Consider the following 12329-nt stretch of genomic DNA (forward strand, 5'->3'; position numbering starts at 1 on the left):
AGAGCGTCCGCCAGTAGGTCCGGTGATCGCTCGCGCTGGTGCTCTGTTCCGTTGTCGGCAGGTGGTGTGCTCCGGTTTGCCGCTACGCTCGGTATCGGCAGTGGGACAGCGATAGAGGGCTTGGGGAACTGGGTTGGGTAAGCGCAACCAGGAGCGTCGGCGGGCCAAGAAGAAGCAGCGGGACGCGAGAGGGCGGAGCGGGGCGGGGCAAGGGGCGGCTTTCGGGTTCGCTTCCTGCGAGTGCGGTGATCCGTTCTGCCTGGGTAGTGGCGGGCCCGTTCCTCGGCCGGGTGGTGCGCGGACTGTCGCGGATCTCCTGGATGAGGCGATGGCACGGTTGTGTGCTGTGCCGGCTGGAGACGCCGGGCGTCGCGCAGCGGCGCTTGAGCGAGCCGCTGCGCTGTTCGCCCGGCGCGGTATCGGCCGTGCGGTGCTCCAGGTGGGTGGAGTGGTGGTGCACGATCTGTGGCACCGTGGCTGGCAGCCAATGGATGTGGTGCGTGTCGCACGCCGGGAGCTGGCCGTGCGGCACGCGCGGATCGCCGCCGATCTGGTCGCCGCGGAGCACCGCGAGTATCCGGCGAGGCGGTTGCCCAATCGCTGGGCCGAGCAGCTTGCGGAGGCATCGGCTACGGCGTGGTGGGGTGACGACGACGCCTACGTCGACGGTGCGGCCGCGCGGGAGAAGAGCGATCCGGTGGTGCTGGGACGGGCCGTCGTTGAACTGTTCGAACTGCTGAGCCGGCTTCCCGAGGTGCCGCGGCTGATGCCGGTGCCCTGTGAGACCGGCAGCGCTGGGATGGTCGAGGCCGGCGGGGTGGAGTCTTCGCTGCTGGGCAAGATTCGGGCACTGCTCGCGAAGGCCGAGTCGACCTCTTTCCCCGAGGAGGCGGAAGCGCTGACGGCCAAGGCGCAGCAGTTGATGTCCCAGCACAGCATCGACATGGCGCTGCTGGCGGTGGAGCGGGGTGAGCGGCAGACGCCGGGCGGGGTGCGGGTGGCGGTGGATGCCCCGTATGAGGAGCCGAAGGTGGTGCTGCTGCAGGCGGTGGCGGAGGCGAACCGCTGTCGCACGGTGTGGTCGAGGAACCTGGGGTTCTCCACGGTGGTCGGCTTCGCCTCCGATGTGGAGGCGGTCGAGTTGCTGTTCACCTCGCTGCTGGTCCAGGCCCAGGCGGCGCTGCAGGCGGCGGGCGCGCGCAAGCGTGGGGACGGTAGCTCGCGCACCCGGTCCTTCAGGCAGTCGTTCCTGGTGGCCTACGCCGCCAGGATCGAGGAGCGGCTCGGGCGGGTCGCCGAGCAGGCGGTGAAGGCGGCCGGAAAAGTCGGCCGGACGGCAGGGCTGCTGCCGGTGCTGGCCTCGCGGGCCGAAGCCGTGGACGACCAGGTGGACGAGCTGTTCGGCGAGCTGTCGTACAGTCACGGTTCGGCATACGCCAACGACCGCGAGGGGTGGGCCCACGGCACGGCCGCCGCCGACCGGGCCGAACTGCACACCAGGGCCGGCGCGCTGCGCTGAACCGCCCGGGCGCGGCGCTGTGACGTCCGCGTGTTCGGGGAGGGCTCGTGCCTGTCGTTCCTGCCTGCATCCTGGATCCGCTGCGCAAGGAGTTCCTCGCGCTGCTGCCGGAACACCGGGACGACCACCCGCTGGGCTGCCACAACCCGCGCATCCCCGACGCGCTGGTCTTCGACAGGCTCATCCTGGTCCTGGTGTCCGGCATGGGCTACGAGCGCGTGGCGGACCAGGCCTGCTCAGCCACCACGATCCGACGCCGCCGGGACCACTGGATCGCCCTGGGGATGGGCGAGGTCCTGCGCCTGGCGGCTCTGGCCGCTTACGACCGCATGGTCGGCTTGGAGCTGGAGCATCTGGCTGCCGACGGCTGCCAGACCAAGGCACCGTCCGGAGGCGAATGCGCCGGCAGGAGCCCGGTTGACCGTGCCAAACAAGGCGTCAAACGCTCGCAGTTGACCGAGGCCTACGGCATCCCGCTGGTCACTCACCCGGCCCCGGCCAACATCCGCGACCACACGCTCCTTCCGACGACCCTCGACCAGTACCGCGACCTTGGCAAGGAACTCGGCCCGCTGCCCGAGCACCCCAGCCTCAGCCTGGACGCCGGATACGACTACCGCATCGTCTACGAGGACCTGACAGAACGCCAGATCGCTCCGCGGATCGCCAAACGCGGCCAGCAGACCCCGATCCAGGCGGACGGCCGCTGGGTGGTGGAGAGAACGAACTCGTGGCTGAACAACTTCGGCAAGCTCCGCCGCTGCACCGAGCGCCGCCGGGCGTGCGTCGAGTTCTACATCGCCCTGGCTACGGCCATCGTCACCATCCGCAGCCTGATACGACGAGCATGGTTCACCCACCGCTGGGACACACGCCCCCACAGCCCCCGCATCCGATGACCTACTGGCGGACGCTCTTAGAAGAGATCGATTCATATCAGCTGCCCGCACATGTCGGACCGATATCAGAGGATCGCCATGTTCCTGCGCTACCGCACTGCCGCCCTGCTCGGCACCGCCACGCTTGCCGCTGCCGCCCTACTGCCCGCCGCCTCGGCCCACGCGGCTCCCACGACTGCGGCAGCCTCCGACGACACCACCTACCACCCCGATGCCGCGGCCACGGGATGGCTGGTCCAGCAACTCGTCAACGGCGACCACCTCGAATCGACCGTCAACGGCGTCAGCCAACCCGACCCGGACCTGAGCGTGGACGCCGTCCTCGACTTCGCCGGCGCCTTCTTCGACAACGACGCCGCCACCAAGGTCACCGCCTGGCTCGCCCAGCCGGTCGTCCTCGGCGGCTACCTCGGCGACGGCACCACCGCGTCCTACGCCGGCCCCACCGCCAAACTGCTGCTCACCGCCGAGGTACGCGGCCTCGACCCCACCACCTTCGGCGGCGCCAACCTCCCCGCCCGCCTACGCGCCCTCCAGACCAGCAGCGGCCGCTTCTCCGACCGTTCCCCGGCCGGCGACCAGAGCAACTCGCTCAGCCAGTCCTTCGCCTTGATCGCCCTGCACCGCGCCCCCGGCGGCGCCCCTGCCGCCGCAGTGAACTATCTGGCCGCCAGCCAGTGCCCCGACGGCGGCTACCCCCTCGCCCTTGGCCAGAGCACCTGCGTCAGCGACCCCGTCGCCACCTCCCTCGCCGCCCAGGCCCTGACCGCGAACGGCCAGTCCGCCAAGGCCCAGGCCGGACTCGCGTGGCTGGTGGCCCACCAGCGCCCGGACCACGGCTTCGCCGCGAACGGCGCAACCGTCTCGGACGCCATCACCACCGGCTTCGCCGCCGACGCCCTGTGGACGGACGCCCTGGGCAACCTCACCGAACTGAACGCCGGCCTGAAGGCGAACGGCGCCCTCTGGGACCTCCAGCTCAAGTGCTCCGCCGACCCGGCCGAGCGCGGCGCCCTCGCCTACGACAGCACCGGCTTCAACCCCGCCGCCGCCGTCAGCGTCACCGCCCAAGCCGCCCTGGGCCTCAGCGCCATGGACTACAACGACCTCACCGCCTCCTACGCCCAGCCGGACGCCCCCGTCCTCGCCTGCCCGACCACCGGCTGACGGTCGGTGCGAGGGGGCAGCGGCTCGCAAGGGCCGTCGAATCGCCGGCGTTTCGGGCCAAGGTCTGTCTCTTTGACGCAGGCTAGGGACGCCATTCGTTGCGGTAGTCAGGGTGCTCGGCGTAGGACTGCGCGATGACGCGAAGAGCGTAGGTCAGGCCTGCCGAACGAGGGTCTGATGGGTCCATCGCCGTGTGGTCTCGCCTCAGCATGTCGATCAGATCGAGCATGGGGAGGTGGTTGTCGAGGATGGCCTCAGCGCCGAAAACCTGCGCGACGCAGGCATGGGCGTGGGTGTCCTCCATGTTGCGCGTGCGGAGGAGACACGCCTTGGCCCCGTACTTCGCGGGTACGGTGGCTTCGCGGAGTTCCTGCCGGCCGTGTTGACCGGCGGTCACGCCGCAGAGGCTCAGCTGCTGGTACGCGCCGACCCTGACGTGTGGGGGCCTCCGCTGCTCCGCCCTCCCTGGTCGCCCGGCGATCACTGGGCGGGCCGAACCGGGGCCTTGAGTGGGGTATCGAGGGCTTTCTCACCGAGCCCGGGTCGACGGAGATGCCCTGGGTCAGGAAGTGACGGTAGCTCCGGGCGGGTGGGCCCTGATGTGGTCGCCCACTGCGTGGGCAGGGCCTGACCGGTTCGTTCCTCACCGGCCAGGCCGGCTCCGGCGCGGCCGGAGCCCAGGCGGCTGCCGGCGCCCCGTCAGGCATGGCAACCGGACGGTTGCCGCATCAGGACGTTCACTCTGGAGTCCAGCAGAGAAACAAGGCAGAATTCGGCACGATGAGCGGTGCAGGCGGCCTGGGGAGACACGCTGGCAGACCGCAGGCCGCCCGGTACGTCTCCCGGCCCGGGGGCCCTTTCAGCCCGCTCCAGGAGACGACGCCGACCATCGTGGGCGCTTCCAGGCCCGGAGCGCCTGGACCCTGACAACCAGGAGCATCGTGACGAGGCTGAACGGCCGTGAGGTCTACACACGCCGAGACCTGATGGACACGTACGGCATGACACTGTCGCCACTGGAGAAGTGGTACCGCAACCGCGACGTCAACGGTCACCCCGAGGCGGCCGGCTCAGTCGGCCGGGAGCTGGCCTGGGACCGCGAGGAATGGGACACCTGGTACCAGGAGCGGGGGGACACCGGCGACTTGCAGTCCCGGGCCGCCTTGGCGGCCCGGCACGGCCTGGCCCGCGGAACTCTCGACTGGATGTGGGCGCGACGCATCGAAAACGGTCACCCGGAACCGGTCAAGACCGTGCAACAGACGATGTACTGGGACTCCACCGAGTGGGATGCCTGGTATGCCGGGTACTGCCGGAAGGCCCAGCGCACAGAGCTCGACGTCGACCGCTCCGGCAAGCCCGAGGACCTCGTCACCCTTTCCCAGGCCGCCCGCATCCTGGGTGTCGAACCGACCAGCATCACGCACTATCCCAAGAGCCCTCCAAGGAACTGGCCACAGCCGACACTTGAGGAGGAGCTCCCCAGCGGTCGCGCGCGCAGGTGGTACCGCCGTGCCGACATCTGGCACTACGCCGATACCCGTACCATCGCCGGCCCCCGCCGCCGCACCCCACATCCGAGCGCCGAGCTGCCGCCGGAGCAAGCACCATCGTCAGACCAGCGCACGCCGGCAGAGGAGTCTGGACAGTGAGCCGACCCCAGGACGACTTCGGACCGGTCCAGCTCGCCCGCTGGCTGGGACTCAAGGAGTCCCAGCTGCGCCGCGCGCAGAACCTGGGGCTGGTCCCGCCACCCGACATCGACGGCCGCCGCTGGTCCCAGAGCGTGGCCCGGACTCTGCCGCACCAGGTCGAGAGGATAATCGCCCAACTCGGCGAGGATCCCTCAGCGGCATCCGCACCCGCACCCGCAGCCGCAGCCGTGCCCGAGACTGAGTCCGCGCCGCGCGTCAGGACCCGACGGGGCAAGGAGGGCTTCGGGCCGATCCAACTCGCCCGCCATCTCGGTCTCAAGGACTGGCAGGTCAGCCGCGCACAGCAGCGCGGCCTGATGCCCGCTCCCGACCTGGACGGCGGCCGCTGGTCCGAGACCGCGGTCGAACCCCTCACCGCCCTCGTCCCGCGCATCATCGCCGAACTCGGAGAGCACCCCGGTTTCGGATCCCAGAAGGCAGCCGAGCACCTGGCCCAGCACACCGGCCTGCCGGTCGAGCGCACCGACATCCAGGATCTGGCCGACCGGGGATCCCTGCACCCCGTCGGTGAGTTCAAGGGCTGGCCGATGTACGGCGTCGACGCACTCGAGGCACTGCCGCACGACCAGGTCAGCGCAGTGCTGACGGAGCGTCAGGCCTGGCTCCAGACCAGCTTGACCAGCGCCGAAGCCGCCGACCTCCTCGGCTGGTCCGTGGGCAGGTTCGAAGTCACCGCCGAACGAAGCGGTCTGACACCCGGAAGGTTCGACCGCTACCGCCGCACGGACATCGAACAGCTCGCACAGACCGACAGCTGAACCCGTCCGCCGCACCGACGAACGGCCCTGCAGGTACCCGCCCGCAGGGCCGTTCGCATGTCCGCACAGCCCCCGCGGTGCACGTCGCAAGCGGCCAGGTAGGCCAACGCGCCGCCACGTCCGTAGGTGTGTGGTTCACCCGCATTGCTCGCGCCTGGCCAGGGGCGAGGGTGGGGTGGCAGCGGGCCTGGATGGAGGTCTTCTCGTCCGCGCTGATCACGTACTCCTGCGCGCCGAGCCGCTCACCGTCCCAGGCGCGGTCGTACAGGGCCGGCACGCGCTCGGCCTTGGGGCGAGCCGGGGTCTGTGATGAAGATCCAGGCACGGTGCTGCCAGGGCTTGAGCGCGTCCTGGTCGAGCCGGCGGCGCACAGTGGAGGCCGATATGAGAGGTGCGATGCCGCGCTCGACGGCGGCGCGGGCCGGCTCCGGGCACGACCAGCGCGACAGCGGGGCGCCCGCCTCGGCGGGGTAGCCGACAGGCCAGGGCCTTGACCTGTGAGGCCTGCAGGGGCGTGAAGGGGAGTGAAGGCCGTGGGCCGTCCCGGGCGCCTGCGGTCGGCGAGCCCGGGCAGGCCCGGGTCGGCGAAGCGGCCCTGCCAGGTGCGGACGGCGTCCAGGTGCACTCCCACCTCAACGGCGATACGCGCGTTGGACCTGCCCCGGGCCACGAGGAGCAGGATCCGCGCACGCACCCGGGTCTGGTGTTCGGTCTTGTGACCCCAGGCCGTCTATTTCAACCGGTGCCGCTCGGTGGCGGTCAGGACTATCGGTGCGCGCGGTGACAACAGGCAAGGCGGGCAGGCCGATCAGCGGAGGCGGGCCAGGGCGGCCGCGGCCTGCCGGAGCCGGTCCGGCTCTGGACGACGCAGCTGGTGATCTTGAATAATCCAGGCCATGCCTGCTCTCGTCGACTCAACGGTTCCGGTCGGCTCCCTCGCGGCGCGGTCCCAGCCCACGCTGACCGCCGGCGGCGGTGTGCTGCTGCGGCCGTGGACTCCCGGCGATGCCCAGGCCGTGATGGACGCCTACCAGGACGCGGAGATCCAGCGCTGGCACGTACAGCGGGCCGACTCCCTCGCCGAGGCCCGGGAGTGGATCGCCGGCTGGCAGGGCGGCTGGACAGCCGAGACCGGTGCGCACTGGGCGGTGGTCGACTCCCGGAGCGATGTCCTGCTGGCTCGCGCCGCGTTGAAGGGGCTGAAGCTCGCGGACGGTGCCGCCGATGTCGCCTACTAGGCCGTTCCGGCGGCCCGGGGGCGGGGCGTCATCCCACGGGCGGTCGATGCGATGGCGTCCTGGGCCTTCGAGGTGGCCGGGTTTCACCGTCTTGATCTCAAGCACGCCATGGGCAACACGGCGTCCTGCCGCGTGGCCGAGAAGACTGGCTTCGCCGTGGAGGGCGTGCTCCGCAGTGCATGGCTCCAGGCGGACGGCCGACACGACGTGCACGTGCACGCGCGCCTGCACCCCGAGGGATGAGTGGAACGATGAGGGGGCCGCTGAAGGTGGCCGTGGGGAAAGTTGCCGGGCCCAACGCCGCGAACGCGAACGCGCCCGCATCCACAGCGAGAAGGCATCCGCTGGGGCAGACACCCCGCCCTCGCTCATGCGATCTGACCATGGCACCGGCCAACAGCGCTAACGGTCAGACGAGTTAGAGCATCCGCTCGAAGCACAGGGAACTCTCCGAATCAGCATAGGCGCCGAAGTTCGGGATGCGTTCGTAACCAGAGCGGGCATAGAAGCGCACGGCGGTGGACAGGCGGTCGCCGGTCTCCAGCCGCAGGCTCTTCCATCCCTGTCCGCGCGCCCAGTCCTCCAGCGAGCGGAGGATCTGCGCGGCGACGCCTGAGCCGCGCCAGGCCGGTGCAACATACATGCGCTTGACCTCACCGACGCCCTCACCGAGGTCCCGCAGCCCTGCGCATCCCACGGCGGTGCCGTCGTCCTCGTAAGCCACAAAGAACACCGCGACGTCCGCCGCCGATGGCGGCACACCAGGGTCACTGTCCGGGGTCCCGTATATGGCAGCGATCTCGGCTCGCTGTTCCTCGCGGAGCGCGGTCGCATCCGCGTCATCCCAAGAGGACTGAGTGATCTTCATGCTGTGGATCTTACGGAACCACTTCGAACAGGTGAATGCCGCGACGACGACCTATCAGCCCCGGTGAACCTTCCCGGTCACAGTACTGGCGGAACGCCATGGAGCAGAAGCACGCACAGGTAGCGCCGAGCTGACTGCGGCCCTGTTCGACCGACGAGCAAATCGAGCGCCACCTCACCGTCTTCGGCGCCCGCCCCGCGAACGCACTCGCCGGCGCTGAGGGCGACCCCCGAAGGACGTCCGGAGTCGACCACCAGGGCTTCGCCGCGGCCAGTCCCCGCTCCCAGCCAGATCGCCGCCCCTGCCCACCCCACGCGGGAGTCGATGACCGCAGCAACCCCGAAGCAGTACGGGTCGTTCCGTCATCTCGTTTAACTGACTAACAGTCAATTCCAATTCTGCGCTGCCACTATGACGACTGGCAGGTGCGAGGTGTGACCGGGAGGCGCGCCGCAGGGGCAACGGAATGATCTTGATGCCCTGAGTCTGACCCCCGTATTTCGGAGGGACGCGCATGCTGTTCTGCCAGCGGCAGAACACCGGCCGGACCGGGCTCGACGATCGCTACAGTCCGGTCTCATGAGGACGATTACGACGCGCACGGTCGAGTACCCGGCGGACGGTTTGACGATGATCGGGCACCTCGCTCTCCCGGCGGGCGTCGACCGTCGGCCGGCGGTGCTGCTCGGACCGGAGGGCATGGGGCTCAGCGACGTCGAGCGCCGCCGGGCCGACGCTCTCGCCGAACTGGGATATGTAGCACTGGCCTTCGACCTTCACGGCGGGCGCTATCTGGGCGACCCCGAGGAGATGCTGGCCCGGTGCATCCCGCTGCTCGCCGATCCCGACCGGATGCGGGGCATCGGCCATGCCGCGCTCGACGTGCTGCGCAGCGAACCGCGGACCGACCCCGACCGGATCGCCGCCGTCGGCTACGGCACCGGGGGCGCCGTCGGGCTGGAACTCGGGCGCGACGGCGCCAACCTGCGCGCGATCGGGACAGTCAACGCAACTACCACGGGCCGGCCGGGCGAGGCGGCGCGCATTCGCTGCCCGGTGTGGGCCGGGGTCGGGTCGGAAGACCCGATCATGCCGCCCGCGCAACGGAACGCGTTCACCGCTGAGATGCAGGCCGCAGGCGTCGACTGGCGCCTCACGATCTACGGCGGCGCCTTGCACGCCTTCCACCACCCCCCGGTCGACCACCCTACGGTCCCCGGCGTCGGCTACCACCCACAGCACGCACAGCGAGCCTGGCGCGACGTCGTCAACCTGCTCGCCGAGTGCCTGTGGCGTTGTGAGGCTCCGGGGCATCCTTGACGCCTTGTCACCAGGACTTGCTTGTCGTACTGGCAGGCGACTCGGGAGATCCTTGACGGCCTTCCGCTCGGGAGACCACTGCGGAGGCAGCTGAGCCTCGGCTCAGTCCTGAGCGACGCCTTGGCTGTCCAGACAGTCGATCAGTGCGACCTCGTTTCGCAGCAGCCGCTCGCGGTCATCGGCCGGGAGCGATGTCAGGGCGTCGGCCAGGACACGTCTGCGAGGAATGTGGACCATGTTGGCGGAGTAGATCCGGCACCCCGAGCACCAGGCGAACCCGATGCACCGCTCGAAGCTGGAGGACTCGGGCGGATGGCATCGGTACTGGTAGGAGCGGACCGGTTCCCGACACGCCGTGCAAACCCCGCCGTCGCCCTCGCGAGCGGCCCAGCCGGTTGCACCCCGGCGCCAGGACTTGCGCCCCTGCGGTGCTCTTCAAGTAGTCACGGCGATCATTCTGCCGCGCGGTGGCCTCAAGGGACACTTGATTGCTTCTGGCTGTCCTCGCGTTTCGAGACGGTGCGGACATGTTCCAGCGGTCCTGGGTTCCGTCGCTCCTTGACGGCGATCTCTTCGCCTTCGTGGAGGACGCGGAGGTGGGTGTCCTCGATACGGAGGTTGTCCTCCGTCAGGCCGGACGGGACAGTTTTGAGCAGGTGTGCGTCCAGCACGAGGTGAACGCTGCGCTGATGTGCTGGAACCAGATCTGATCGGCATCCGAACGACGTCAAGCATCTACTGATGACAAACGGTCAAGGATGTCTTGAGGCCTCACAACGCCAGCGATCGCCCCGTGCTGGTGAACGAAGCAGTCACACGCCAGAGTGAGCGAAGTGGCCTGCGTTCCGCGTAATTCGGCTGGTCTAGAGGGTCCGATGTGGTGAAGTGCCTGGTCAGCTGGTCCGGTGATGCCACACGGCCTGGAGCTTCCTAGAGAAACGCATCCGATCTGAGAGTCATTGACTGCATGGCTCAGGCGTGTATGGTCTAGAGCGATGTATGTGAAGACGACGAGTCGGAAGACCAAGAGCGGTACTGTCCGCTACCTGCACCTGGCCCACAACACCTGGGACGCAGCGGCCGGGCGGTCGGTGCCGAAGCTGCTGTACGGCTTCGGCCGTGAGGATCAGCTGGACACCGACGCGGTGCGCCGCCTGGTCGGCTCGCTGTCCAAGCTCCTCGATCCGGCTGCCGCGCTGGCGGCCACCGCCGAGGCGAACACGGAGCTGGACTTCGTCGAGTCCCGTCCCTTCGGCGGCGCGTATCTCCTGGACCAGCTGTGGCACCGGCTGGAACTCCCGGGCATCGTGGCCGCGTTGGGCACCCGTGGCCGGGGCCGTCCACGCAACGTCAAGGCCACCGAACGTGCCCTGTTCGCGCTGGTCGCCAACCGCGCGCTGGCCCCGTCCTCGAAGCTGGCGGCCGCCGAGTGGGTCAACCACGACGTGCACATCGACAGCCTGGACCGCATCGACGACGACGCCTGCTACCGGGCGATGGACTGGCTTCACCAGATACGCGAGAAGCTGGAACGGCAGGTCTTCGACTCCGCCGCCCACCTGCTCAACCTCGAAGTCGACCTGCTGTTCTTCGACACCACCAGCACCTACTTCGAACTCGAGGACGCCGACCTGCCCGTCGCCCGCGACGAACACGGCGTCCCCCTCCCCGAAACCGGCGACGGCGACGGCGACGGCGACGGCGACGGCGCGAGCATGCGCGGGTTTCGGACCTGGGGGAAGTCGAAGGACTCCCGCGACGACCTGCCGCAGATCGTGATCGGGATGGCGGTGACCCGTGACGGGATCCCGGTGCGGGTGTGGTGCTGGCCGGGCAACACCGGCGACTCCGCGTTGATCCGCCAGGTCAAGGACGAGATGCGGGACTGGACCCTGTCCAAGATCGTGTGGGTCGCCGACCGGGGCTTCGCCTCCGCGGCCAACCGCCGCTACCTCCGCTCCGGCGACCACCACTACATCATCGGCGAGAAACTCCGCTCCAACTCACCCGAGATCAAGGCCGCACTCTCGCGGCAGGGCCGCTACCAGGACATCGCGCACAACATGCGTGTCAAGGAGGTGAAGGTCTCCGAGTCCGAACGCTTCGTGATCTGCCACAACCCCGAAGGCGCCACCCGGGACGCGGCGATCCGCACCCAGCTGATCGCGCAGCTGAGCGAACTGATCGAAGACAGCGACGCCCTGTCGGACTACAAACGCGGCGAACTGCGCGGGAAGATCACCGCCAAACCCGGCCTGAACCGCTACCTGCGGACCACCCCGGCCGGCAAGCTCCGCATCGACGCCACCAAGGCCAAGGCCGAGGCGAACCTCGACGGCAAGTACCTCCTGCGCTGCAGCGACCCGAAACTCTCGGCCGAGGACATCGCGCTGGGCTACAAGCAACTCCTCGAAGTCGAGCGCGGCTGGCGGGACATGAAGCAGATCCTCGACCTCCGCCCGGTCTACCACCGCCTCGAAGAACGCATCCGCGCCCACGTCATCCTGTGCTGGCTCGCCCTGCTGCTGATCCGCATCGCCGAGACCACCACCGGGACGACCTGGCCCACCATCCGCCGCGAACTCGACCGGCTCCACCTGGGCACCTTCACCGGCCCCGCCGGCACCTTCCGCCAGCTCACCGAGCTCACCCGCACCCAGCGCGACCTGCTGGGCAAGCTCGACATCCCCGCACCCAAGAAGATCGTCGAACTCACCCCCGAAACCCGCTGACCAGCCACAACCCCCACGCCTAGAGACACGCCCCCACGGCGTATCCAGCCGCATTTCCCCAGGCCACAGCACGAATCAATGCTCTAGGCGCCGCGAATTATGCGGAACGCAGG

The 12329-nt window shown here is 69.3% G+C and carries 11 protein-coding genes and 1 pseudogene; 9 read left to right on the forward strand and 3 right to left on the reverse strand.

All coding sequences use genetic code 11. The features are described 5' to 3' along the window. Nucleotides 1-487: 487 nt before the first annotated feature. The 3 genes from AC060L_RS36980 to AC060L_RS36990 all read left to right on the forward strand — a co-directional run bounded on the left by AC060L_RS36980 (nucleotide 488) and on the right by AC060L_RS36990 (nucleotide 3585). Complete coding sequence (locus AC060L_RS36980; protein WP_483799145.1) at nucleotides 488-1519, forward strand: DUF2786 domain-containing protein; 1032 nt, start codon at nucleotides 488-490, stop codon at nucleotides 1517-1519. Between the two features lie 47 nt (nucleotides 1520-1566). Further along, the gene (locus AC060L_RS36985) at nucleotides 1567-2418 is read left to right on the forward strand and encodes an IS5 family transposase (RefSeq protein WP_483799146.1); all 852 of its coding nucleotides are present in this window, start codon (nucleotides 1567-1569) and stop codon (nucleotides 2416-2418) included. 78 nt (nucleotides 2419-2496) lie between these two features. After that, on the forward strand, nucleotides 2497-3585 hold the full coding sequence (locus tag AC060L_RS36990) for a prenyltransferase/squalene oxidase repeat-containing protein (protein WP_483803387.1): 1089 nt from the start codon (nucleotides 2497-2499) through the stop codon (nucleotides 3583-3585). Between the two features lie 82 nt (nucleotides 3586-3667). Here AC060L_RS36990 and AC060L_RS36995 read toward each other — a convergent pair whose 3' ends face one another. Then, on the reverse strand, nucleotides 3668-3982 hold the full coding sequence (locus AC060L_RS36995; RefSeq protein ID WP_483803388.1) for a DUF6221 family protein: 315 nt from the start codon (nucleotides 3980-3982) through the stop codon (nucleotides 3668-3670). 544 nt (nucleotides 3983-4526) lie between these two features. On the opposite strand from AC060L_RS36995, the gene AC060L_RS37000 reads away from it, so the two are divergent. Both AC060L_RS37000 and AC060L_RS37005 read left to right on the forward strand, forming a co-directional pair. After that, the gene (locus AC060L_RS37000) at nucleotides 4527-5237 is read left to right on the forward strand and encodes a hypothetical protein (protein WP_483803389.1); all 711 of its coding nucleotides are present in this window, start codon (nucleotides 4527-4529) and stop codon (nucleotides 5235-5237) included. After that, nucleotides 5234-6058: a hypothetical protein gene (locus tag AC060L_RS37005; protein WP_483803390.1), complete on the forward strand. Its 825-nt coding sequence runs from the start codon at nucleotides 5234-5236 to the stop codon at nucleotides 6056-6058. Before AC060L_RS37000 ends, AC060L_RS37005 begins: the two co-directional genes overlap by 4 nt. On the opposite strand, the gene AC060L_RS37010 is transcribed toward AC060L_RS37005, so the two are convergent. Further along, nucleotides 5970-6752: a helix-turn-helix domain-containing protein gene (locus tag AC060L_RS37010; protein ID WP_483803391.1), complete on the reverse strand. Its 783-nt coding sequence runs from the start codon at nucleotides 6750-6752 to the stop codon at nucleotides 5970-5972. The two genes, AC060L_RS37005 and AC060L_RS37010, sit on opposite strands and share 89 nt — an antisense overlap. 202 nt (nucleotides 6753-6954) lie before the next feature. Between AC060L_RS37010 and AC060L_RS37015 the strand changes: the two are divergent. Continuing rightward, nucleotides 6955-7539: pseudogene (locus AC060L_RS37015) on the forward strand (GNAT family N-acetyltransferase). A gap of 175 nt (nucleotides 7540-7714) precedes the next feature. On the opposite strand, the gene AC060L_RS37020 reads toward AC060L_RS37015, so the two are convergent. Then, nucleotides 7715-8164 (reverse strand): GNAT family N-acetyltransferase, encoded by a 450-nt coding sequence (locus tag AC060L_RS37020; RefSeq protein WP_483803392.1) that lies wholly within the window; start codon nucleotides 8162-8164, stop codon nucleotides 7715-7717. 579 nt (nucleotides 8165-8743) lie between these two features. Between AC060L_RS37020 and AC060L_RS37025 the strand changes: the two genes are divergently transcribed. The 3 genes from AC060L_RS37025 (at nucleotide 8744) to AC060L_RS37035 (ending at nucleotide 12216) form a co-directional block, all read left to right on the forward strand. After that, the gene (locus AC060L_RS37025) at nucleotides 8744-9484 is read left to right on the forward strand and encodes a dienelactone hydrolase family protein (protein ID WP_483803393.1); all 741 of its coding nucleotides are present in this window, start codon (nucleotides 8744-8746) and stop codon (nucleotides 9482-9484) included. A 527-nt stretch (nucleotides 9485-10011) separates the two neighbouring features. After that, on the forward strand, nucleotides 10012-10194 hold the full coding sequence (locus tag AC060L_RS37030) for a hypothetical protein (RefSeq protein WP_483803394.1): 183 nt from the start codon (nucleotides 10012-10014) through the stop codon (nucleotides 10192-10194). Nucleotides 10195-10479: 285 nt separating this feature from the next. Continuing rightward, nucleotides 10480-12216, forward strand: a complete 1737-nt coding sequence (locus AC060L_RS37035) for an IS1634 family transposase (protein ID WP_483799747.1) — start codon at nucleotides 10480-10482, stop codon at nucleotides 12214-12216. Nucleotides 12217-12329 lie beyond the last annotated feature (113 nt).

The sequence above is a fragment of the Kitasatospora sp. NEAU-69 genome (genome assembly GCF_057158765.1).

Excerpts from the sequence above, each read along its gene's own strand:
- AC060L_RS37030 (WP_483803394.1), top strand. The coding sequence starts at position 10,012 with ATGTTCCAGCGGTCCTGGGTTCCGTCGCTCCTTGACGGCGATCTCTTC.
- AC060L_RS36980 (WP_483799145.1), top strand. The coding sequence starts at position 488 with ATGGATGTGGTGCGTGTCGCACGCCGGGAGCTGGCCGTGCGGCACGCG.
- AC060L_RS36990 (WP_483803387.1), top strand. The coding sequence starts at position 2,497 with ATGTTCCTGCGCTACCGCACTGCCGCCCTGCTCGGCACCGCCACGCTT.
- AC060L_RS37025 (WP_483803393.1), top strand. The coding sequence starts at position 8,744 with ATGAGGACGATTACGACGCGCACGGTCGAGTACCCGGCGGACGGTTTG.
- AC060L_RS37020 (WP_483803392.1), bottom strand. The coding sequence starts at position 8,164 with ATGAAGATCACTCAGTCCTCTTGGGATGACGCGGATGCGACCGCGCTC.
- AC060L_RS37035 (WP_483799747.1), top strand. The coding sequence starts at position 10,480 with ATGTATGTGAAGACGACGAGTCGGAAGACCAAGAGCGGTACTGTCCGC.